The organism is uncultured Albimonas sp. (assembly GCF_963977235.1).
Lineage (GTDB): Bacteria > Pseudomonadota > Alphaproteobacteria > Rhodobacterales > Rhodobacteraceae > Albimonas.
In genome coordinates, this window is sequence record NZ_CAXBOD010000001.1 from 141859 (window position 1) to 162690 (window position 20832).

Consider the following 20832-nt stretch of genomic DNA (forward strand, 5'->3'; position numbering starts at 1 on the left):
CCCCGAGGCCCCTCACGACGCGGGGCCGATGGCCCCGCAGCCCGCCCCGGCCGCGCCGCAGGTCTCGCTGGCCGCGCCCTTGCCGACGGGCGGCTCCGGCCGGCTCGCCGTCGACCGGCGCATGCTCGAGGCGCTGGTCTGCCCGGCCACCCAGTCGGCGCTCGACTACGACCGCGAGGCGCAGGAGCTGATCTCCCGCCAGGCCGGGCTCGCCTACCCGATCCGCGAAGGCATCCCGGTGCTGCTGGTCGCCGAGGCGCGGCGGCTGGAGGGCTGAGGCCCCCGCGCCCCGGTCTTCAGATCGGTCTTCAGATCCCCTGCACCAGGCTTCCGCGTTCGAACCGGTAGGTCCAGGTCTCGGTCAGGGGCTCGCCGTTCAGCGCGAGATAGAGGCGCAGGTCCGCCGCCTGCTCCGGCTCGTCCAGCTCCAGGTCGAAGAAGGCGCGCCAGACGTTGCCGCCGGGCACCGGCTCGACCAGCGTGCGCGCGATGCGGCCGACGGAGGTCCAGGCGACCACCTCGGGCATCACGCCGTAGGGGATCTTGCGCATCACCTCGGGACGGTCGAACTCGACGGCCGCCTTCCAGACGTTGTCGGGACGCGCATGCCCCGGCTGGCCGCCGCGGCCGAAGCGGCTTGCCACGGCCTGGGCGATGTTGGTGGCGGGATAGGGCTCGCCGTCCAGCCAGTGCATCCGGTAGCGCAGGCGATAGGCGTTGCCCGCCCGCGCCGGCGCCTCTGGCACCCAGAACACGCCGATGTTGTCGTGGATCTCGTCGTTCGTCGGGATCTCGAGCAACTGCACCGCGCCGCGCCCGAAGGGGCTGAGCGGCTCGATCCACAGGCTGGGGCGGCGGTCGTAGAAGACGCCGTCGCGGTAGTGGTCGAACTCCCGGTCGCGCTGCAGCAGGCCGAAACCGCGAGGATTCTCGTCGACGAAGGCCGAGACCTGGGTGTAGGCGGGGTTGTTCAGCGGCCGCCACAGCCGCTCCCCCGACGAGGTCCACAGCGCCAGGCCGTCGGAATCGTGCACCTCGGGGCGCCAGTCGAAAGGCCGCTCGCGCCCGTATTCGCCGTACCAGAACATCGAGGTCAGCGGGGCGAGGCCCAGCCGCTCGACATCCCGGCGCAGGTGCAGGTTCGCGTCCACCTCGATGATCACCCCGCGGGAGCGGTCGGTCCCGCGCACCGCCCTGAAGCGATAGGCGCCCGTGACCGAGGGCCCGTCGAGCCGCGCATAAACCGTGCAGGGCGCGTCGGGATCGCCGGTCTGCTCGATCCAGAACTCGGTGAAGTCGGGGAATTCCTCCGGCCGGTCGGGCAGCGCGGGGTCGAGCGCGATGCCGCGCGCCGACAGCCCGTACTGCCCCGAGGCGCCGATCGCGCGCAGGTAGGAGGCCCCCAGAAACGCCAGCCAGTCCTGTTTCGCCCAGTCGTCGGCGCCGTTCCATTCCTGGAACCGGAACCCGGCGAAGCCGCTGTCGGCGGGCAGCCGGCGGGCGGGGTTGTCGGCGGGCATGTCGAACAGCCCCGGGTCGTAGGCGAATTCCTGGGCCTGCCCGTCGGCGACCGTGTGCATGCGCACGGATCGCTGGAAGTACTGGCCGAGGTGGAAGAAGGTGACCGGATAGCCGTCCTGGAAGGGCGAACGGTCGGTGCGGAAGGCGATCTCGCCCCAACGCTGGTAGTCGATGACCGAGGTGACCTCGGGCATCGGACGATAGGGCTCTCGCCAGGGCTCCGAGGCGGCGCGTTCGGCCTGCGCGACCAGCTGCTCCCAGGAGAACGGGCGGCGCTCGCCCTGGGCTCGCGCGGGACCGAAGCCTGCGGCCGAGAGGGCCCCGAAGGCTGCGGCGGTTCCAAGAACGGCGCGGCGGGTTGCGGTCATGCGGCTCCTCGCGATCGACAGTCCGGGCGGCGGAAATGAAATGCGCGCGCTTGCGGTATCATGGCCATATGGGCGTCTATCGCGGCGCGCGCCAACGCATCGCCGTCACGGCGCCCGGCGGACCGCTGCGACCCAGCGTCGCCCGAACCCCCTTCCGCGGCGCGTCCGCGGAGGGGCATGCGCGGTCAGTCGTCGGCCAGATCGATCTCGATCAGCTTGATCTCGCCGCGACGGGCGAGGGTCTGGATGCCGTTGACCAGCTCGGCCTGGGCCGCCTCGCCTTCCTTCTGGCGGACGTCGGGCATGCCGGCGAGATCCTCGCGCATGCGGTCCGAGAGGCGCTTGGCGACGTTGCCCAGGATGAACTCCGCCGAGGGGTTCTCCTGCGTCTGGGCGAGCTTCAGGGCGGCCATCAGCACCGGCTCGTCCACGCCGCGGATCACCTTGGAGATGTCGCGCGGGTTCACGCGGCTGGCGATGTCGGCGAAGGTGAACATCACCCGCTGCACCTCCTGCGCCAGCTTCGGGTCGTCCTGCTCCATCTGGCTCAGGAACGTCTCGCGCGCGGCGTTGGAGACGTGGTTCATCAGGCTGGCGATCAGCTCGGCGGGCTTGGCGGCGCCCTGCGTGCGCTCGATCGCCGAGACGAAGTCATGCTCGATGGCCGACTTCAGCATCTCCAGCGCGGCGTTGTCGGGGGTGGGCACCCGGGCCATGCGCAGCACCACGTCGTGGGCGAAGGCGGGTTCGAACCGCTCCAGCAGGCGGGCGGCCTGGTCGGCGCGCAGCTTGGCGAGCACGAGGCACGCGACCTGCGGGTGCTCGGCCGAGAGCCAGTTGGCCAGCGCCGCGTCCGAGGCGTCGGCCAGGCGCAGCCAGATCGAGCGGGTGGAGCGGGCGTCGATCTCCTCCATCACCCGGGCGAGCTGGTCTTCGTCCAGCACCTGGCCGAGGAACTTGCGCGCCTCGTCGAGACCGCCGCGCACCGACAGCTCGTCGCCCATGGCGCCCAGGAACTCGGCCACCACGGCGTCGACGGTCTCGTGGGGGACGCCCTTGAGCTTGGCCACCGCGGTGGCGAAGCGGCGGATGTTGGTCTCCCCCAGCGAGCGCAGGATCTCGGTCGCCGCCTCGGGGCCCAGCGCGACGATGACGATGGCGGCCTTCTGCGCCGGAGTCAGGGCCTCGGGCGCGGGACCGGCCTTCGCCTGCCCGGCGGGATGGCCGCCGGCGGGCAGGTTGCTCTGGGCGGGAACCAGCGCCTCGGCGGGCGGGCTCATGTCGCGTACCCCCGGACCAGGGCGCCGGCCAGCAGCGACCAGCCGTCGGCGGCGACGAAGAAGGCGAGCTTGAACGGCAGCGAGACCACCGCCGGCGGCACCATCATCATGCCCATCGACATCAGCACCGAGGCCACCACCAGGTCGATCAGCAGAAACGGCAGGTAGACGAGGAACCCGATCTCGAACGCCCGCTGCACTTCGGACAGCAGGAAGGCGGGCACCAGCAGCCGCGTCTCGGCGGTGGCGGGCGAGGGCGCGGCCTCCGGCTGCGGGACGGGCGCGCCGGCGTCGGGCGCGGGCGCGGGCGCGGGCAGCGCGGCGGCGGGCACGGCCGAAGCGAGCGCGTCGAGCGCGTCAGGGTCGACGCGCGCTGCCATGAACTCGCGGAACGGAGCGATCACCAGGGGGGCGGCCTCCTCGATCCCGATCTCGTCGTCGAGGAGCGGGCGGATGCCGGTCTCCCAGGCGACGTCGAACACGGGCGCCATCACGAACCAGCTGAGGAACAGCGCCAGGCTGACGATCAGCATGTTCGGCGGCGATTGTTGCAGGCCTATGGCGGAACGCAGGATCGAGAGCACGGTGACCATGAACGGGAAGCAGGTGACGGTCACAGCCAGCGCCGGGGCGAGGCTGAGCAGGGTGATGATGATGAACATCTGGATCGCGCGCAGGGTCAGGCTTTCCTGACCCCCGAGATCCAGCGTCAGCTCCTGCGCCGCGGCCGCGGCGGGGAGCAGAAGGACGACGAGCGCGGCCAGCGCGCACGCCGCCCTCGGCCACGGGCCGGGGCGGCGCGGGCGTCCAGGTATCGCTTCCGCCGCGGCCAAGGTCTCAGACGCCCTGCGAAAGGTCGGCGACCTCGGTCAGGCGCACGGCGAGGCGACCGCTGTCGTCGTCCATCTCCTGCAGTTCGCCCCGCGCGATCAGGCGGTCGCCGATCAGGATTTCGACCGGATCGTCGATGCGGCTGTCGAGCGGCAGCACGGAATCGCGGCGCAGGTTCACCAGGTCGGAGACCAGCGGCCGGGCGCGCCCGACCGAGACCACCACCTCGATCGGCACGCCCAGCACGGCCGAGCCTCGCTTGCTCTTGCCCGAGTCCGAGCCTTCTGCGCGGGCGGGGAGCGGGGCGTCGTCGTCGAGATCGTCAGCCATGGGCGGTTCTCCTATCGGGCGCGGGCAGGTGGCGGTCGAGGGCGGCCCGGGCGGCGGCCAGCGCGGCGTCGAGGTCGATGCCGTCCTCGCCGTCGGCCCAGTCGAGCCGGGCGGAGAGGTCGCCCAGCTCCGGATCCGAGTCGACCTGGGCGGCGAGGCCGCCTTCGGCGAGCGCGGCGCGAACCGCCTCGACCTGGCCGGCGCCGACGCGAACCCTGAGCGGCGCGGGATCGGCCGAGGCGCGGGTGGCGCGCAGCGCCTCGGACACGGCCGCGGCGACCTCGGCGGCGAGGCCCTGTCGGGCGAGCGCGGGCGCGACGCCCGACAGCAGCGCCTCGGCCAGGTCGCGGGCGGCGCGGTCGAGCGTCTGCTCCTGCTCGATCCGGGCGTGGAGCGCGTCGGCGAGCTGTTCGGACAGGTCCGAGAGGATCATCCGCAATGCCGCCTGTCCCTGCGCCTCGGCATGGGCGACGCCTTCCTCGAATCCGGCGGCGCGGCCCTCGCCTCGGGCGCGGGCGAGCAGCGTCTCGACCGGTTCCGCCGGAGGGGCGGACGGCTCGGGCGGGGGGGCCGCTGCAGGCGCGTCCCGCGCGCCGCTCTTGCGTGGCGCGGAGGCGGAGGCCTGCTTGCGGCCGGGCGTCTTGTCGGAGGGGCGCGGCGGCGCGGCGCCGATCACCGAGGTCTCATCCCCTTCGAAACTTTCCCATTTCATCGTCATCATGCCGTCTCACGGGTGGGTTCGCCCTGCTCGAGCCAAAGGCCGAGTAGAGCCGCCGCATCGTCTTTGCGCTCGCCGGTCAGGTCGCGCAGCGAGCGCAGCCGGTCGGCGGTGATCTGGCCGGCGTCGATGACCTCTCCGGCGAGCGCCACGGCGGCCTCGGCCTGCAGCCGCGCGCCGGGTGCGTCGGGCATCGCCTCGAGCTCCAGGGTCTGGGCGTCCTCGATCCGGCGCGTGATCATCGGGCGGAGCACGAACAGGCCCAGCAGCAGCGCCACCAGGCTCAGCGCGCCCAGCTGGATCAGGGTCATGGCGTTGGCGGCCAGGAAATCCGCCGCGCCCGAGGCGCTGGCCGATGTTCCCAGCTCCGTCGGCGCGGTGAACTCCAGCGTGCGCAGGGTCACCACGTCGCCGCGGGCGGGGTCGAAGCCGACGGCCGATTCCACCAGTTCGCGCAGGGCCTGGAGCTCGGCCTCCGGGCGGGGCTCCCAGGCGGTCTCGCCGGCGTCGTTCACGGTGCGGACGCCGTCGACCAGCACGGCGACCGAGATCTTGCGGACCTCGCCGGGGCGCCGGATCCGCTCGCGCAGGACCTCGGAGACTTCGTAGTTCACCCGCTCCCGGGTTTCGTTGGCGGTGCTCGAGGCGCCGCCGCCGCCCTCCTGGCCGCCGTCGGGCAGGTTCGAGGCGACGGTGACGCCGCCGCCCGCGCCGCCCTGCGACTGCTCGCTGGTCTCCTGCGTGTCGGTGTGGATGGCGACGCGTCCCTGGGGGTCGAGCACCCGCTCGGTCACCGTCTCGGAGTTCATGTCGGCGTCGACCATAACCTCGACCACCGCGGCGCCGGGGCCGACCCGGGCCTCCAGCAGGCGCTCGACATTGGCCTTCAGGCGGGCGGCGCGATCCTCGGCCGCCTTGGGGGAATCGGGGCCGCCGTCCTCGGTCAGCACGGCGCCGTTCTCGGCGTCGATCACCGTCACCTGCGCGGCCGTCAGGCCCGGCACCGCCGAGGAGACGAGGTGGCGGATGGCGCTGGCCTGCAGTTCGCCCAGGGCGCCGGAGCCGACGCTGACCGAGACCGAGGCCGAGGGCGTGGGCGCCTGTTCGAACGGGCGCCGCGGCGGGTTGGCGATATGCACGCGCGCCTGGCGCACCGAGGGCAGGGCCAGGATGGTGCGCGCCAGCTCCCCCTCCTTCGCGCGCCAGTAGGCGGCGTCGAACATCTGGGCGGTGGTGCCGAATCCCGACAGGTCGTCGAGCAGTTCATAGCCCCGCGCGCCGGCCTGCGGCAGCCCGTCGGCCGCCAGCGCCATGCGCAGCGCATCGCGCTGGCCCTCGGGCGCCCAGATCGAATCGCCGCGCGCCTCGTAGGGGATTCCGCGCGCCTCCAGCGCCGAAATCACCTGACCGGACGCGGCGGGGTCCAGGCCTGCGTAAAGCAGGCTCATCGACGGTTCGGTCGCCATTCGCGCCAGGCCCCAGACGGCCAGCATGGCCGCGGCGGCGGCAAGCAGGGCCACGATCCGGCGCCGGGCGTCCAGCCCGTTCCACAGGGACGACAAGCGGTCCACGCTGATCCTCTCGCGCAGGGTCCCCCGCCGGTTCACGGGCGAGGGGCGGGCCGTTCTGGCCGCCTCCCTCCCTTGCGGCGTGCGCACTTAAGATTCGGTTAGCCCCTCCCGGTTACCTCATGCCTCACGCCGCTCCGGCCCGACCGGGGTCGGCGCGGACGCAGAATGTGCAGATCCCCGGCGCCAGGCCGGTGCGCGCCGCCGCATTGCGGGGCGCGGGAGATGGGACCGAACGATGGCCGAAGCCGCCGACGTCGACGTCGATGACGCGCCGCCCAAGAAAAAGGGCGGCAAGGGGATGCTGATCGGCCTCCTGGCGATGCTGCTGCTGGGCGGCGGCGGCTTCTATGCGACCTTCTCGGGCATGCTCGCCCTGCCCTTCGGCGGCGGAGACGCCGAGGAAGCGCATCAGGAGCCGCCCGAGGATCATGGCGAATCGGCCGACGTCGCCTTTGTCGAGATCCCGCAGATGCTGGTCACGCTGGGCCCTTCGGCGCGCAGCCGCCTCCTGCGCCTGTCGGCCACGCTCGAGATCGAGCCGGGCCGGGAGGAGGAGGTGACCAAGCTGATGCCTCGGGTGAAGGACGTGATCAATTCCTACCTGCAGGCGCTCGACGAGGCGGATGTCGAGCGGCCGGCCGCCATGGCCCGTATGCGCGCGCACCTGCTTCGCAGGATCCGAATCGTCGCCGGCGAGGACGCGGTTCGCGACCTGCTGATCACCGAGTTCGTCCTGCAATGACCGGTGCGCGGCGGGCGACGCTCGCGTCCCGGTTCGGTCATGGACGACAAACTGGAAGGAGAGGCCGATGGGCCTGATCGCGGACGGACTGCTGATCGCGGCCGCGCTGACCGCGGCGATCTACTGCCATGTGCTGGCCGGCCGGTTGCGCAGCTTGCGTCGCCTGGACGGGGGCGTCGGACAGGCGGTGGCCACGATGGCCTCCCAGACCGACGAGCTGCGCCAGGCGCTGCGCGCCGCCCGCGCGGCCGCGGGCGAATCGACCCGCACCCTGTCCGAACGGACCGCTCGGGCCGAGATGGCCGCCGGACGGCTGGAGCTGCTGCTGGCCGCGATCCATGACAACCAGGGCGGCGCCGCGCCCGCCAACGTCGCCGCGCGACGGGAGGCTCGCCAGGCCGCGGCCTTCTCCTCCCGCCCCCGCCCGCAGGTTGTCGGCGGGACCGGCGCCGCCGCGGCCCGGGCCGCCGAGCCCTTCGACGCCGCCGCGGCGGTCGCCGCCCTGCGTTCGCGCGAGGCGGCGCCCGAGGACGACGAGGATCTTGACGACGGGGAGGACGAATCGGTCGAGGTCGGCTTTCTCGACGCCGATCCCGATGCGGACGCTGGCGCCGCTGCGACGTCGGACGAGCGGGACGCGGACGACCTGGCCGACAACGAGAGCGCGGACGCTGACGACAGCGCGGACGCTGGCGACTCCGCTCGCCCCGCCGCCGTGCGCCGCCTTTTCCGGATCGAGGTCGATCCCGCCGCCGAACCGGACGCCGCCGCCGAGACAGAGAGCGTCCAGCGCACGGCCCGGGGCGCTCCGCGCGCGCGGCCGCCCCGCGGTCGCGGCCTCGCCGATTCCAGCGACGGGACAGAAGCGCTGCGCGCCGCGATCGAGGCCCTCGCCAGGGAGAGCGGCGAATGATCGACCTTCGCGCCCTTTTCCGACGCGGCGCCGGGTCGCCGCCGGAACCTGACCGCGCCGCTGCGGAGGGGTCCAGAGATCGGATGTTTCCCGCAGGTCCTTCGCCCCGCCGAGCCAGCGCGGCGAAGGGCGCGGCGACGGGCCGCCAGGCGGCGCGGGCCCCGGGCGCGCTGCTCCTGATGGGCCTGTGCTTCGTGGGCTCGGCCGGCCTGCGCCTTGCCGATCCCGACGGGGCGCTCGCCAAGGAAGCCGCCGCCACGCTTTCTGGGGCCGGTTCGCAGACGATGGCCGCCGATCCCTGCGGTCCGGGCGCCGACCCCACGGGCCTGCTCTCGGCGTTGAAGCAGCGCGAGAGCCAGCTCGACGCCCGCGCCGCCGAGATCGCCGACCGCGAGCGTCTGCTGCAGGTCGCCGAGGCCAAATACAAGGAGCAGCTCGAGGCGCTGCGCACGGCCGAGGAACGGCTCGCCGCCACGCTCGCCGTCGCCGACGAAGCCGCAGAGCAGGACATTGAGCGTCTGACGGCCGTCTACGAGAACATGAATCCCAAGAACGCGGCGAGGATCTTCGAGTCGATGGACGTGACCTTCGCCGCCGGCTTCCTCGCGCGGATGCGCAAGGACACCGCCGCCAAGATCATGGGCGGCATGAGTGCGGAGCGCGCCTACGCCATCTCCGCCGTCATCGCCGGCCGCAACGCCCGCGCTCCGCGCGAGTGATCCGGCCGCCTGCGCTCCGGATTGGCGGGACGGCAAGGATCGCGCGGCGCGGTCCCGCGGCCGGATCGAGGCGCGGCTGGGCCGACCGCCGTCGCCCGAGCTGTCGCCTGCCCGCTCCCGCGCCTCGGCGAGCGGCACGGAAGACGCGCCTGCGCCGACCCTCTCCCGCTGTCTCGCATTGTCGGTTTTGGGCGCGCCGCGATTCCGCCCTCGCCCCCCGCCTTCAGCGCTTTCTTAACCTCGTCGGCGCACCTTCCGCCCCGGGTCGGACGGGTCCAGCACGGGCCCGATGTCCGAAGCGTGAGGAACGGGGACGCGGAATGTTCGGATTCGTTGGAATTGCGGTGACCTTCATCATGGTCTTCGGCGGCTACATGGCTGCCGGCGGCAAGCTGGGGATCATCCTTCACTCGCTGCCGTTCGAGATGATGATGATCGGCGGCGCCGCGGTCGGCGCCTTCCTGCTTTCGAACGACATGCACACCGTCAAGCACACGCTCGGCGACGTCGGGAAGGTGTTCAAGGGCGCCAAGTGGAAGCCTCAGGACTACCGCGATCTGCTGTGCCTGCTGTTCGAGCTGATCCGCATCGGCCGCGCCAACCCGATGGATCTCGAGGGTCACGTCGAGAATCCCAGCGAGTCTGCGGTCTTCTCCCGCTACCCCAGGATCCAGCTGGACGCGGGCGCCGTGGATCTGATCTGCGACACGCTGCGCGCCAGCTCGATGAACTACGACGATCCCCACCAGGTCGAGGAGGTGCTCGAGAAGCAGTTGGAGACGCGCAAGCATCACGCGCTGCACTCCTCCCATGCGTTGCAGAACATGGCGGACGGTCTGCCCGCCCTGGGCATCGTCGCGGCGGTGCTGGGCGTGATCAAGACCATGGCCGCGATCGACCAGCCCCCCGCGGTGCTGGGTGGAATGATCGGCGGCGCCCTCGTCGGCACCTTCCTCGGCGTGTTCCTCGCCTACGGATTTGTCGGGCCCTTCGCCTCGCGCGTGAAGGGCGTGATCGAGGAGGATCACCAGTTCTACCTGCTGATCCGCGAGGTTCTCGTGGCGGCGCTGCACAACCATTCGCCCGACATCTGTGTCGAGGTCGGCCGGCAGAACACGCCGCGCAGCCTCAGGCCGAGCTTCTCGGACCTCTCCGAGGCGCTGCGCGAAGCGAAGGCCGCATGATCTCCGGCGCGTTCCACTCCGCCTCCCGGGACGGCGGTCCCGGGAGGCGCCCGGCGCGCACGCCGCAGACGCGGCGCGCGCGTCTCGTCGTTCGCCTCGTCGGCGTCGTCGCAGCGATCGCCTGCCTGGCGCTGGCGCTTCCGGCGGAAGCGCAACAGCAGATCCGGCTGCGGGCGGGCGAACATGCGGAGTTCAGCCGGATCGCGCTGGACGTTCCGCAGCTGGTCGAGTGGTCGATCGAGCGCAACGGCCGTCTCGTGACCGTCCTGTTTCCCGATCGCGAGCTGCTGTTCGCCACCGAGCAGATCTTCCCGCAACGCCGCGTCTCGCGCGTGACGAGCGCACGGAGCGAGCGGGGACGCGACGGCACTCGCCTCATCCTGTCGATGTCCTGCAACTGCGTGGCCGAGGCGTATGAGTTCCGGCCGGGCATGTTGGTGATGGATATCCGCGCCGAGCCTGACGAGACCGAAGCCGCCCAGGTGCAGGAGGTCGACGCTGCCGGCCCTGACGGACGCCAGGCCGATGCCCGGCCCGGCGAGGCCGGCGATCAGGCGGGCCAGGGCACGGGCGGCGGTTCGGGCGGCAGTGGCCATGACGCGGCCTCGGGCGCCATGGACGCGCTTGCCATCCGACGGGCCGAGCCCCCGCCGGCGACATCGGGCAGCGTGCTCTCCGGCCCCTCTGGCGGGACTTCGGGGTCCCAACCGGACATGGCGACGACAACGCCCGCCGAACCTCCGACGGCGGACGTCACGCCCGCTGCCGAATCGGGGCAGGACGGTCCCGCCGATGCGGTGTCGATCACCGAGGCGCAACGCCGACTGCTCGAACAGCTCGCGCGCGCAGCTGACCAGGGGTTGGTTCAGTTCCGGGATCCAGGCGGCCCCGACGACCCCAGGACCGAGAAGGAGGAGCAGGCGCATGCCGCGTCCGGCGATCCCGCCGGCGGCACGCCACCCGTGCCCGACCCGCATGCGGCAGCCGATCCGCGCACGCCTGGGTCAGGTCGGCAGCCTGCCGACGGAACCGACCGCGAGGAAGAGGCGAACGCCGCCGGCGGCGCAGAGCTGCCGGAGCCCCAGCCCCAGGTGCAGCTCGATGCGCGGACAGTCTGGGACCGCGATCGCCGCCCGCCGCCGCATCGCGCGGTGACATGTCCTGACGACGCCCTGCTGGACCCGGAGCCCTGGCGCCGCTCGGCCCAGTTCTATGACCGAATGGGCGAACTGCGCGCGAAGATGATGCTGGAGTTTGACAAGCCCGACCCGCGCGCCGCCCTGGACCTCGCCTGGCTGCAGGTCGGCTACGGCTTTGGGGCCGAGGCCCGCCAGACCCTGGACCAGTTTGTTCCCGCGGTGCGCGAGGCGGCGCTGCTGCGCGACATCGCGCTTCTGGTGGATGATGCTGCGCCGATCGAGGGGGGGCCGCTGTCCCAGGGCGACGATTGTCCGGGGCGCGCGGGCATGTGGCGTCTTGCCGCCGGCATGACGCCCGATCCCGCGGCCCTGCGCGATCCGGCCTGGCGCGACTCGGTCCTGGACGCCTTCGCCGAGCTTCCGATCCGCCTCCGGCGTCGCGCCGGCCCGCCGCTCGTCGAGACGCTGACGGCGCTGGGCGAGCTCGACTTCGCCGACGCCGTGCGGCTGCGGCTGGATCGAGCGCCAGGCGATCATGGCGCGCCCTGGCGGCTGGCGCTCGGCCGCCTCGCGCTCGCGCGAGGAGAGGTCGAGCAGGGCGAAACCCTGCTGCGAAACGTGTCCCTGACCGACGGGCCGGAGGCGGCCGAGGCGATGCTGGCGCTGGCCGACAGTCTGCTCGGCCGCCGCGACACCCTGCCCGAGGACCTCATCGAGGACATCGCCCTCAAGGCTTTCGAGCATCAGGGGACCGAGCTTGGCCGACGACTCCTGGTGGCCGAGATCCTCGGCCGCGCCGGTCGCGACCAGCTGGGCGAGGCGTTGCAGGTGATCGAGACCGAGCTCTTCGCCGGCGGCGCTCGCGGCGCGGACCTGGAGGCCGCGATGCGCGCCATCCTGGAACGGGCGCGCGCCTCCGATGTGGGCGAATACGCCTATGCCAGCGCGATCATGCGTCATCGCGACCTGCTCCGTGACCCGGAGGTCTTCGACCCCGCGCGGATCCGCGTGGCGCGGGAAATGACCGGCATCGGGCTCGCGAATGTCGGGATCGAGCTGCTGGCCCCCGCGCTGGCGCGTGGCGGCGGCGAGGCGCGTCTCGCCGCCGCGGCGGCCGAGGTGGCGCTGGACCTGCCCCTGGATACGCTCAAGCGGCTCGAGGGGCTGGCCGGCGACGATGCGGCCCGCCTGCGCGCCCGCGCCCTGCTGGCGCTGGGCCGCGACGCCGAGGCCTTCGCGGAGGTGGCGAGTTCCCTGCCCCAGGGCTCGCCAGAGCGGGCGCAGCTGGCCTGGCGCGCCGCGATCTGGCCCGACGCCGCCCGTCTGCCCGGCGAGGATCCGCGTCGCCTCCTCGCCGCCTGGATGGCGGGCGAGCCACCGCCCGACCCGGCCGACGTGATCGCCCGCGCGCTTGGCGCAGGCGCCGTGCCGCCCGCCGACGCCGGGGAGGGAGCCACGCCGGATCCGGCGGTTGAGGCGGCCGCGGGCGAGGCGTTGTTCCTCTCCCCGCCGGTGGTTGCCGAGCCGCCCTCGCTCGCCGCCGCCCGCCGCCTGATCGAGGCGTCGGAGGCCGCCCGCGCTCGTATCGAGGAGGCTCTGGGCGGGGTCTGACCCGCTCGCCATGCCCGCCTCCCCCTGGAGACGACCCGAGGAGAAACCCGGATGGACAATCCCACATACCTGGCGCTCAGCCGCCAGTCCGGCCTGCTCAAGGAAATGCAGGTCGTGGCCAACAACATCGCCAACGTCTCGACCACCGGCTACCGGCGCGAGGGCGTGGTCTTCGCCGAGATGATCGAAACGCTCCCCGGCGAGGCCGAGTCGATCTCGATGACCGAGGCGCGCGTGCGCCGAACCGACTTCTCGCAAGGGGCGATGACCCGCACCGGCGGTCCGCTCGACGTGGCGATCGAGGGCGACGGCTTCTTCATGGTGCAGACGCGGCAGGGACCGACCCTGACCCGCAACGGCGCCTTCGCCCGGGACGCCGCCGGGGCCCTGGTCACCTCCGACGGCTACCCGGTGCTGGACGAGGGCGGCGCCGCGCTGTTCGTGCCCGCGGTCGGAGAGGTCGTGGTCGCCACCGACGGCACGATCTCGGTCGATGGCGAGGTGCAGGGCCGGCTCGCCGTGGTGACGGTGCCCGAGCCCGAGAACCTGATCCGCGAGGGCGGCGTGATGTTCCGCGCCGACCAGCCGCTGGAGCCCGCCGACGGCGTGATCTTCCAGGGCTTTGTCGAGGACGGCAACGTCCAGCCCGTCGTCGAGCTGGCCCGGATGATCGAGGTGCAGCGCGCCTACGAGCTCGGACAGGCGATGCTGGAGCGCGAGGACGAACGCATTCGCGCCGCCGTTCGCCAACTGGGCGGCCAGGCATGAGCGCGCGGACCCTCAGGCGAGCCCCGGATCGCCAGCGCGAACTCGCCCATGATCCGGGCGGCGCCGACCCGGCGCGCCCGACCCGCCGGTCGCGTCCCGCGTCGGCGGTCGCAAGCCGCGCCGGGCGGTCGCCGAAACCGCGGCTCGCCGCGCCGTCGCTCTCTGTCGCCGTCGAAGGCCGCGCCCGGTCCCGACGTCCCGTCGTCGCCCAGTCCAGGAGGATCCTGCCATGCGCGCGCTGAAGATCGCCGCCACGGGGATGGAAGCCCAGCAGCTTCGGGTCGAGGTCATCTCCAACAACCTCGCCAACATGTCGACCACCGCCTACAACCCGCGCCGGGCGGAGTTCGCCGACCTGCACTACCAGCAGGCGCAGCGCGCCGGCACGGTCAACGCCGCCGACGGCACCGTGCTGCCCGCCGGCGTCCAGCTTGGCCTGGGCGTGCGCACGGCCGCCGTCTCGATGGATGTCGAGCAGGGCTCGCTCCGCCAGACCGGCGGCGAGCTCGACGTGGCGATCGAGGGCGGCGGATACCTCGAGGTGATCCTGCCCAGCGGCGCCTCGGCCTACACCCGCGACGGGACGCTCAAGCGCAACGGGGAGGGGCTGATCGTCACCTCCGACGGCTTTCCGGTCGCGCCCGAGATCACCATCCCCACCGATGCGGTCTCGATCTCGATCAACTCCGAGGGCGAGGTCTACGCCTATTTCGAGGATCAGGTGGGCGGCCAGCTGCTGGACCGGTTCAACCTGGTCAGCTTCGTCAACCAGAAGGGGCTGGAGGCGATCGGCGGCAACCTCTACCTCGAAACCGAGGCCTCCGGTCCGGCGGAGATCGGCGACGCCGGCGTCGAGGGCCGCGGCATCTTCCGGGCCGGCTACCTCGAGGACAGCGCCGTCGATCCGGTCCGCGAGATCACCCGCCTGATCGAGGCGCAGCGCGGCTACGAGCTGAACGCCAAGGTGATCACCGCGGTCGATCAGATGATGGCCGCCACCGCGCAGGTGCGGTGATCGCCATGGCCTTGCCGAGAACCGATCCGTCCCCCGATCCGGCCCGCCCCCGCCGCGCGCGCTCGAGCCCCCGCGGCGCGCAGGGGCGCTCGCGCCTGCGCGCGGGCGTCGTCGTCGCGGCGTTCGCCTGGCTCGCCTGGGCCGCCGCGGCGACGGCCCAGGCGACGTGGGGGCCGCCGGGATGGTCGCCCGGCGGCGTCTCCGCGGGCGCGGCGGGCGAGCCCGGGGTTGTCGCCACCCGCCCGATCCCGAGCCGCACGATCCTGACCGAGGGTGACGTCGCCCTGCGGCCCAGCCCCTTTGGCGTCGGGCTCACCGATCCGGCCGAGGCCGTTGGACTGGAGACGCGCGTCGCCCTCTACGCCGGGCGCCCGATCCGGGCCGAGGACCTCGGCCCCCCGGCGCTGATCGAGCGCAACGCCCTGGTCCTGATGCGATATCAGCGCGGCGCCCTGTTCATCATCGCCGAGGGGCGCGCGCTGGATCGCGGCGCGATCGGCGACCGCATCCGCGTCACCAACCTGTCGTCCCGCCAGACCGTCGTCGGCCGCATCGCCGCGGACGGGGCGGTGGAGGTCAGCCCATGAGCCCCCGTCTCCCCCTCGCCTGGCTGCTGCTTGCGCCGCTGCTGCTCGCGGCCTGCGGCGACCGCCTGGACAACGTCGGCAAGGAGCCCGAGTTCACCGCTCCCGGCCACGCCGTGCGGCCGGCCCCGCCGGTCACCCCCCAGCGGCGCGCCATCGCCACGCCGCCCCAGCCGACGCCGCCGCCGCCCTACGCGGTCGCCTCGCTGTGGCGTTCGGGCCCGGAGTCGCTGTTCGGCGACCGCCGCGCCCAGTCGGTCGGCGACATCCTGACCGTGGTGATCGAGATCGACGACGAGGCCAACATCAACAATGCGTCCGAGCGCAACCGCTCCGCCTCCGAGGATGTCAGCGTCAGCGCGCTGGTGGGCCTGCCCGCGTTGATCGACAACGCCTTCGACGTCAGCACGGACCCTGCGGCGGGGATCGGGTCGTCCTCGTCCTCCTCGGGCGACGGCAGCGTCACCCGGGCCGAGCAGATCACCCTGCGCATCGCCGTCACCGTGGTCGACCAGCTGCCCAACGGCCACCTGGTGGTGGCCGGCAACCAGGAGGTCCGGGTGAACTACGAACTGCGCGACCTGCAGGTCGCCGGGATCGTGCGGCCCGAGGACATCTCGCGGCGGAACGAGATCACCTACGACAAGATGGCCGAGGCGCGCATCGCCTATGGCGGCCGCGGACAGATCTACGACGTGCAGCAGCCGCGCTACGGCCAGCAGGTGCTGGACGTGGTGATGCCGTTCTGAGCGCGGAGGGGCCCCGATGAAGAAGCTGATACCCGTGATCCTCGCCCTGATCGGCCTCGGCGGCGGCCTCTTCGCCGGCCAGACGCTGCGGGCGCCGCCGGAACCCGAGGAGGGGGCCGAGCATGCCCCGGCCGCCGCCGAGCACGGCGAGGAACCGGCTGCCGGCGGTCAGGACGTCTCGCGCGCCCATGCCGACGGGCCCCCGCCGGCCTATGACCCCGACCTGAATCGCGAGTATGCCCGGCTCGACCGCCAGTTCGTCGCCCCCGTGGTCGAGCATGAGCAGGTGGCCGCCCTGCTGATCCTCACCCTCTCGGTCGAGGTCGACGCGGGCCAGACCGCGGTGGTCTTCGAACGCGAGCCGAAGCTGCGCGACCGCTTCCTCAAGGTGTTGTTCCGGCACGCGCAATCGGGCGCCTTCAACGGCGCCTTCACCGCCGCCCCGGTGATGGAGGATTTGCGCGGCGCGCTGCTGGAAGCGGCGCAGAGCGTGCTGGGACCGATCGCCCACGATGTGCTGGTCACCGACATCATCCGCCAGGACCTCTGAGAGCGACCGGGCCGCCCGCCATCGGGCGGCGGCCGGCTCCCCTCCCGGACGAATTTCATCGACCGGCCGGCAAGTCCATGACAGTGATATCCCCCGAGCGACAGGCGCCCGGCCGAGGCGCCGCGACCCGGGAGGATCCGATGACCGACGTGCTGACGCGCGAGCTGAAGGACGGCCTGCTCGTCCTGACCATGAACCGCCCCGAGCGGAAGAACGCCCTGAACTCGGACCTGACCCTGGCCCTGCGCGACGCCACCGCCGCCGCCGCGCTCGACCCCGAGGTTCGCGCGGTGATGCTGACCGGCGCCGGCGGCGCCTTCTGCGTGGGCGGCGACGTGAAGGCGATGAACGAGGGCGAGGGCCGCGACGTCCCGACCGGCGAGCGGCTGCATTCGCTGCGCGACCGCATGAACGCCTCGCGCTACCTCCACGAGATGGAGAAGCCGACCATCGCAGCCATCGAGGGCGCCGCCGCCGGCGCCGGCCTGTCGCTGGCCCTGGCCTGCGATTTCCGGATCTGCGCCGAGGACGCCAAGATCACCACCGCCTTCGCCAAGGTGGGCCTGTCGGGCGACTACGGCGGGACCTTCTTCCTGACCCACCTGCTCGGCGCGGCGAAGGCGCGGGAGCTCTACCTGCTCTCGCCGATCCTCTCGGGCGTCGAGGCCGCGGCCATGGGTCTCGTCACCCGCGCCGTTCCCGCCGCCAGGTTGAGGGAGGAGGCGACCGCCTTCGCCGCGCGCCTCGCCGCCGGGCCGACCCTGACCTACGGCCGGGTGAAGCGGAACATCGCCGCGGCCGAGGCTGGCGGCTCGCTCGCCGACTGCTTCGACGAGGAGGCGCGCAACCACACGCTCTCGGCCCAGACCGACGACCATCGCGAGGCCGCCCGCGCCTTTGTCGAGAAGCGCGCGCCGGCGTTCACCGGGACCTGAGCGGCCGCCGCGGCACGGATCGACTTGCCATCTGCAAGAAAATCCCCATATGATGTCACATGAAAGGCGAGCGCCCTCTGGCGCCCGCCGCCCCCGATCCGGGAGGTCCGTGATGACGCTGCTGCGCGACGCCGCCTCCGCCGCCCCCGATGCGGGCGCGGTTCTGGGCCGGGCCGCCCTGCGCGCCGCCGGCCGGCTGGGCGTGACGCACGATCAGCTTGCGCGCGTGATCGGCGTCTCGCCCTCCACCGTCTCGCGGCTGAAGAGCGGCGCGGCGCGGCTGGAGGCCGACCAGAAATCCTTCGAACTAGCGGCGCTGTTCGTGCGTCTGTTCCGCTCGCTCGACGCCATCGCCGGGGGGGACGAGCGCACCGCCCGCGCCTGGATGCGCGCCGAGAACCTCGCGCTCGGCCGCCCGCCGATCGAGCGCATTCAGACCGTGGCCGGACTGGTCGATGTCGTCGATTACCTGGACGCCCGCCGCGCTCCGCTCTGAGGCGCGCCCCCTGCGGGGGTCCGCCTGGCGGATGGTCGAGGCGCAGCATGTCGTCTCGACCCTGAAACTGGTCGACACCCTCGCCGAGCAGGAGGCGCTGGAGCGTCTGCTGGAGGAGACCAAGCCGCCCCTGCCCGAGGCGTGCGCGGGCCTCGACTACCTCCTCTCGACCCCGTTCCGCTACAAGAGCTATCCGCGCGGCTCCCGCTTCCGTCGGGCCGGCCGAACGCCCGGCGTGTTCTATGCGGCCGAGCGGCCGGAGACGGCGATGGCCGAGATGGCCTTCTACCGCCTGCTGTTTTTCCGGGTCGAGAGCCCGGACACCCCGCTGCCCGACGCGCCCGCCGACTACACCGCCTTCGCCGCCGCGGTGCGCACGCCCGTGGCGCTGGACCTGACCGCCGGCGCGCTGGCCGGCGACGCGGGCCTGTGGACCGACCCGGTGGACTACGCCCCCTGCCAGGATCTGGCCGAGGCCGCCCGGGCCGCCGGCGCCGAGGCGATCCGCTACGCCTCGGTCCGCGATCCGGAGGGGGGCGCGAACCTCGCCGTGCTCACCTGCGCGGCCTTCGAGGCGCCCAGGCCGACCCAGCGGCAAAGCTGGAAGATCCGCGTCACCCGGACCGGCGTGCAGGCTCTGCGCGAGAACCCGCCCCTGCGCCTCGACCTGCCGCTGAAGGCGTTCCTCGACGATCCGCGGCTCGCGGCGGCCGTGGGGCCGGGAAAGGGCGCGCCGGGCGGCGAGTGACCGCCGAACTGCTCTGCCCCCTGAGAACTGGACCGCTCGAAGTCGGACTCCCGGGTATCTTTCCCCCGGCCGGGAGAGGAGTAGCGAGCGGCGACGTCTGCCGGAAGGCCGGGATCAGCCGGGCGACGCCTCTCGCGCCCGGCGGAAGACGTGCGCAGGGCTGCGACCGGGTCGTTTCGATCCGCCGGGCTTGCGGGACCCTGCGGATGGAACGGTCGACGCGCCCCTGCCAAGCCCGTCGCTCCGATCCTGTGGCGCTCCTCGAGCGCACCAGGGAGATCTGCCAGACGCGCGTGCGATGTGGATATCGCCGCGCGCACGTGCAGCTTCGGCGCGAGGGCCGCGCTCTGCACCACAAGACAGGTCAACGCGTCCGCAATTGGGACTTCAGCTGCGCCGCAGGTCGCCGAAGCGGTAGGCAAGGGGAAGCTGCGCGAAGATCGCCGCGTCGCGACCCGGGCCCATGAGACCTGGCGGATGGACTTCGTGCACGACCAGCTCGCCACCGGCCGCAAACTGCGGGCGCCGAGCATCGTCGACACCGGATCGCGGCATTCCCCGGTCGTGACTCCACGGTTCAGCTGCCGAGGCGAGGACGCGGTCGCGACGCTGGACGGGATCTGCGCCGACGTCGGCTTCCCGAAGGCCATCGGCGTGGACCGGGGCAGCGAGTTCATCTCCCGCGACCTGGATCTGTGCGCCTGTCGGCACGGCGTCGTCCCGGACTTCTCCCGCCCCCCCAGCGCGATCGGGCGCAAGGCGCCGATATCGCTCAGCGACGTCAGCGGCGCCCCGGCCGCGTCTCGACAAATAATGTAAACACATTATAATCGAGTCGTTCGACGCAGGATCGGGAGAAAGGCGCCATGCCGGCAGACGACGACATCGAGGCTTTCCGGGGCGAAGTCCGGGCATTCCTGGACACGCGCCTGCCCGCGCGATTGCGTCGGCGCGTGGCGGACGGGTGCTACCCGAGCTACGAGGAGCTCAAGGACTGGATCCGCATTCTCGCCGACCACGGCTGGTCCGCGCCGTCCTGGCCGAAGGCCCATGGCGGCGCCGGCTTCACGCCCCGCCAGCGCGCCGTCTTCGATGAGGAATGCGCCCTGGCCGACGCTCCGGCGATCGAGACCCTGGGGCTCAGCGTGATCGGTCCGATGATCATCACCCTGGGCAGCGAGGCGCAGAAAGCGCGCTACCTGCCCAAGATCCTGACCGCCGAGGAATACTGGTGCCAGGGGTTTTCCGAACCGGAGGCGGGCTCCGACCTCGCCTCGCTGACCACGCGCGCGACGCGCGACGGGGACGGCTGGCGGCTCGATGGAACCAAGATCTGGACGAGCGACGCCCATGTCTCCGACCGGATGCTCTGCCTGGCGCGAACCGATCCCGAGGCGCCCAAGCACAAGGGCATCTCCGCCTTCCTCGTCGACATGCGCGACCCGGGCGTGACCGTGCGCCCGGTCCCGTGGATGAACGGCGTGCACGGCTTCAACCAGGTGTTCTTCGACGGCGTGCGGCTCGAGGCCGACCAGATCCTCGGCGAAGAGGGGCAGGGCTGGACCGTCGCCATGCGCGCCCTGGTGCCGGAGCGGGTCTACGTTTCGCGCATCGCCGAGAACAAGCGGCTGCTCAAGCGCCTGAAGGCGGCGATGCAGGAGCCGGACGAGACCGGCCGGCCGCTCGCCGAGGACTCCGGTTTCGCCGCGCGTGCGGCGCGGCTGGAGATCCGGCTCCTGGCGCTGGAGGCGCGCTTCGACCAGTTCCTCGAGGAGCTGGAGGCGGGGCGAGAGGTGGGTCCCGAGACCTCGTTGCTGAAGCTGACGGGCAGCCGCCTGATCCAGGGCTTCGAGGAGCTGCTGATCGAGGCCTATGGCCCTGCCACGCTTCCGTTCGACGCCGAGCGGGTCGCCGCCACCGGCGGAAATCTCCAGATCGGCCCGCCGCTTGCCGGGATGACCGCGCTGCGCGCCTTCCACCACCGCGGCTACACGATCGGCTCGGGCGCCAGCGAGATCCAGCGGGAAATCCTGGCGCGCCGCGTCATCGGACTTTGAGGG

At 72.6% G+C, this 20832-nt stretch carries 22 protein-coding genes; 16 read left to right on the forward strand and 6 right to left on the reverse strand.

What is annotated here, in order from left to right; translation table 11 throughout:
* Positions 1-121 precede the first annotated feature (121 nt).
* The gene (locus AAC134_RS00675) at positions 122-277 is read left to right on the forward strand and encodes a Trm112 family protein (protein ID WP_339947431.1); all 156 of its coding nucleotides are present in this window, start codon (positions 122-124) and stop codon (positions 275-277) included.
* 31 nt (positions 278-308) lie between these two features.
* Here the strand turns inward: AAC134_RS00675 and AAC134_RS00680 are convergent, their stop codons facing one another.
* From AAC134_RS00680 to fliF, 6 genes are all read right to left on the reverse strand, one after another.
* Positions 309-1889: a glucan biosynthesis protein D gene (locus AAC134_RS00680; RefSeq protein WP_339947110.1), complete on the reverse strand. Its 1581-nt coding sequence runs from the start codon at positions 1887-1889 to the stop codon at positions 309-311.
* A 185-nt stretch (positions 1890-2074) separates the two neighbouring features.
* Positions 2075-3169: a FliG C-terminal domain-containing protein gene (locus AAC134_RS00685; protein ID WP_339947111.1), complete on the reverse strand. Its 1095-nt coding sequence runs from the start codon at positions 3167-3169 to the stop codon at positions 2075-2077.
* Positions 3166-3831 (reverse strand): flagellar type III secretion system pore protein FliP, encoded by a 666-nt coding sequence (locus tag AAC134_RS00690; protein WP_339947112.1) that lies wholly within the window; start codon positions 3829-3831, stop codon positions 3166-3168. The genes AAC134_RS00685 and AAC134_RS00690 overlap by 4 nt, the downstream gene beginning before the upstream one ends.
* Before the next feature lie 175 nt (positions 3832-4006).
* Positions 4007-4330 (reverse strand): FliM/FliN family flagellar motor switch protein, encoded by a 324-nt coding sequence (locus AAC134_RS00695; RefSeq protein WP_339947113.1) that lies wholly within the window; start codon positions 4328-4330, stop codon positions 4007-4009.
* Complete coding sequence (locus AAC134_RS00700; protein ID WP_339947114.1) at positions 4323-5051, reverse strand: hypothetical protein; 729 nt, start codon at positions 5049-5051, stop codon at positions 4323-4325. The genes AAC134_RS00695 and AAC134_RS00700 overlap by 8 nt, the downstream gene beginning before the upstream one ends.
* On the reverse strand, positions 5048-6619 hold the full coding sequence (gene fliF / locus AAC134_RS00705; RefSeq protein WP_339947115.1) for a flagellar basal-body MS-ring/collar protein FliF: 1572 nt from the start codon (positions 6617-6619) through the stop codon (positions 5048-5050). Before fliF ends, AAC134_RS00700 begins: the two co-directional genes overlap by 4 nt.
* A gap of 235 nt (positions 6620-6854) precedes the next feature.
* Between fliF and AAC134_RS00710 the strand changes: the two genes are divergently transcribed.
* From AAC134_RS00710 to AAC134_RS00780, 15 genes are all read left to right on the forward strand, one after another.
* Positions 6855-7361: a flagellar basal body-associated FliL family protein gene (locus AAC134_RS00710; protein WP_339947116.1), complete on the forward strand. Its 507-nt coding sequence runs from the start codon at positions 6855-6857 to the stop codon at positions 7359-7361.
* A 67-nt stretch (positions 7362-7428) separates the two neighbouring features.
* Entirely contained in the window at positions 7429-8274 is an 846-nt protein-coding gene (locus AAC134_RS00715) for a hypothetical protein (protein WP_339947117.1), read from the forward strand.
* A gap of 83 nt (positions 8275-8357) precedes the next feature.
* Positions 8358-8993 carry a hypothetical protein gene (locus AAC134_RS00720; RefSeq protein ID WP_339947118.1) on the forward strand — a complete coding sequence of 212 codons (636 nt, stop codon included), beginning with the start codon at positions 8358-8360 and terminating at the stop codon, positions 8991-8993.
* A 320-nt stretch (positions 8994-9313) separates the two neighbouring features.
* Positions 9314-10177 (forward strand): flagellar motor stator protein MotA, encoded by an 864-nt coding sequence (motA, locus tag AAC134_RS00725; protein ID WP_339947119.1) that lies wholly within the window; start codon positions 9314-9316, stop codon positions 10175-10177.
* A complete protein-coding gene (locus tag AAC134_RS00730; protein ID WP_339947120.1) occupies positions 10174-12927 on the forward strand; it encodes a hypothetical protein in 2754 nt (917 codons plus the stop codon). Before motA ends, AAC134_RS00730 begins: the two co-directional genes overlap by 4 nt.
* 51 nt (positions 12928-12978) lie before the next feature.
* Positions 12979-13695, forward strand: coding sequence for a flagellar hook-basal body complex protein (locus AAC134_RS00735; RefSeq protein WP_339947121.1), 717 nt, complete (start codon positions 12979-12981; stop codon positions 13693-13695).
* A gap of 229 nt (positions 13696-13924) precedes the next feature.
* Positions 13925-14710: a flagellar basal-body rod protein FlgG gene (flgG, locus tag AAC134_RS00740; protein ID WP_339947122.1), complete on the forward strand. Its 786-nt coding sequence runs from the start codon at positions 13925-13927 to the stop codon at positions 14708-14710.
* Between the two features lie 5 nt (positions 14711-14715).
* Positions 14716-15297 carry a flagellar basal body P-ring formation chaperone FlgA gene (gene flgA, locus AAC134_RS00745; RefSeq protein ID WP_339947123.1) on the forward strand — a complete coding sequence of 194 codons (582 nt, stop codon included), beginning with the start codon at positions 14716-14718 and terminating at the stop codon, positions 15295-15297.
* Positions 15294-16043 carry a flagellar basal body L-ring protein FlgH gene (gene flgH / locus AAC134_RS00750; protein WP_339947124.1) on the forward strand — a complete coding sequence of 250 codons (750 nt, stop codon included), beginning with the start codon at positions 15294-15296 and terminating at the stop codon, positions 16041-16043. Before flgA ends, flgH begins: the two co-directional genes overlap by 4 nt.
* A gap of 16 nt (positions 16044-16059) precedes the next feature.
* Positions 16060-16593 carry a flagellar basal body-associated FliL family protein gene (locus AAC134_RS00755; RefSeq protein WP_339947125.1) on the forward strand — a complete coding sequence of 178 codons (534 nt, stop codon included), beginning with the start codon at positions 16060-16062 and terminating at the stop codon, positions 16591-16593.
* A 140-nt stretch (positions 16594-16733) separates the two neighbouring features.
* Positions 16734-17528: an enoyl-CoA hydratase-related protein gene (locus tag AAC134_RS00760; RefSeq protein WP_339947126.1), complete on the forward strand. Its 795-nt coding sequence runs from the start codon at positions 16734-16736 to the stop codon at positions 17526-17528.
* A 112-nt stretch (positions 17529-17640) separates the two neighbouring features.
* Positions 17641-18024 (forward strand): MbcA/ParS/Xre antitoxin family protein, encoded by a 384-nt coding sequence (locus tag AAC134_RS00765; RefSeq protein ID WP_339947127.1) that lies wholly within the window; start codon positions 17641-17643, stop codon positions 18022-18024.
* Positions 17984-18772 (forward strand): RES family NAD+ phosphorylase, encoded by a 789-nt coding sequence (locus AAC134_RS00770; RefSeq protein WP_339947128.1) that lies wholly within the window; start codon positions 17984-17986, stop codon positions 18770-18772. Before AAC134_RS00765 ends, AAC134_RS00770 begins: the two co-directional genes overlap by 41 nt.
* A 300-nt stretch (positions 18773-19072) precedes the next feature.
* The gene (locus AAC134_RS00775) at positions 19073-19591 is read left to right on the forward strand and encodes a transposase family protein (RefSeq protein ID WP_339947129.1); all 519 of its coding nucleotides are present in this window, start codon (positions 19073-19075) and stop codon (positions 19589-19591) included.
* A 47-nt stretch (positions 19592-19638) separates the two neighbouring features.
* A complete protein-coding gene (locus AAC134_RS00780) occupies positions 19639-20829 on the forward strand; it encodes an acyl-CoA dehydrogenase family protein (RefSeq protein ID WP_339947130.1) in 1191 nt (396 codons plus the stop codon).
* Positions 20830-20832: the final 3 nt, after the last annotated feature.

Coding starts and splice junctions, on each gene's coding strand:
- AAC134_RS00680 (WP_339947110.1), bottom strand. CDS start 1,889: ATGACCGCAACCCGCCGCGCCGTTCTTGGAACCGCCGCAGCCTTCGGG.
- AAC134_RS00710 (WP_339947116.1), top strand. CDS start 6,855: ATGGCCGAAGCCGCCGACGTCGACGTCGATGACGCGCCGCCCAAGAAA.
- AAC134_RS00755 (WP_339947125.1), top strand. CDS start 16,060: ATGAAGAAGCTGATACCCGTGATCCTCGCCCTGATCGGCCTCGGCGGC.
- AAC134_RS00715 (WP_339947117.1), top strand. CDS start 7,429: ATGGGCCTGATCGCGGACGGACTGCTGATCGCGGCCGCGCTGACCGCG.
- AAC134_RS00690 (WP_339947112.1), bottom strand. CDS start 3,831: ATGTTCATCATCATCACCCTGCTCAGCCTCGCCCCGGCGCTGGCTGTG.
- AAC134_RS00760 (WP_339947126.1), top strand. CDS start 16,734: ATGACCGACGTGCTGACGCGCGAGCTGAAGGACGGCCTGCTCGTCCTG.
- AAC134_RS00700 (WP_339947114.1), bottom strand. CDS start 5,051: ATGATGACGATGAAATGGGAAAGTTTCGAAGGGGATGAGACCTCGGTG.
- AAC134_RS00675 (WP_339947431.1), top strand. CDS start 122: ATGCTCGAGGCGCTGGTCTGCCCGGCCACCCAGTCGGCGCTCGACTAC.
- AAC134_RS00730 (WP_339947120.1), top strand. CDS start 10,174: ATGATCTCCGGCGCGTTCCACTCCGCCTCCCGGGACGGCGGTCCCGGG.
- AAC134_RS00720 (WP_339947118.1), top strand. CDS start 8,358: ATGTTTCCCGCAGGTCCTTCGCCCCGCCGAGCCAGCGCGGCGAAGGGC.
- AAC134_RS00770 (WP_339947128.1), top strand. CDS start 17,984: ATGTCGTCGATTACCTGGACGCCCGCCGCGCTCCGCTCTGAGGCGCGC.
- AAC134_RS00780 (WP_339947130.1), top strand. CDS start 19,639: ATGCCGGCAGACGACGACATCGAGGCTTTCCGGGGCGAAGTCCGGGCA.
- AAC134_RS00685 (WP_339947111.1), bottom strand. CDS start 3,169: ATGAGCCCGCCCGCCGAGGCGCTGGTTCCCGCCCAGAGCAACCTGCCC.
- flgA (WP_339947123.1), top strand. CDS start 14,716: ATGGCCTTGCCGAGAACCGATCCGTCCCCCGATCCGGCCCGCCCCCGC.
- AAC134_RS00735 (WP_339947121.1), top strand. CDS start 12,979: ATGGACAATCCCACATACCTGGCGCTCAGCCGCCAGTCCGGCCTGCTC.
- AAC134_RS00695 (WP_339947113.1), bottom strand. CDS start 4,330: ATGGCTGACGATCTCGACGACGACGCCCCGCTCCCCGCCCGCGCAGAA.
- flgG (WP_339947122.1), top strand. CDS start 13,925: ATGCGCGCGCTGAAGATCGCCGCCACGGGGATGGAAGCCCAGCAGCTT.
- AAC134_RS00765 (WP_339947127.1), top strand. CDS start 17,641: ATGACGCTGCTGCGCGACGCCGCCTCCGCCGCCCCCGATGCGGGCGCG.
- flgH (WP_339947124.1), top strand. CDS start 15,294: ATGAGCCCCCGTCTCCCCCTCGCCTGGCTGCTGCTTGCGCCGCTGCTG.
- motA (WP_339947119.1), top strand. CDS start 9,314: ATGTTCGGATTCGTTGGAATTGCGGTGACCTTCATCATGGTCTTCGGC.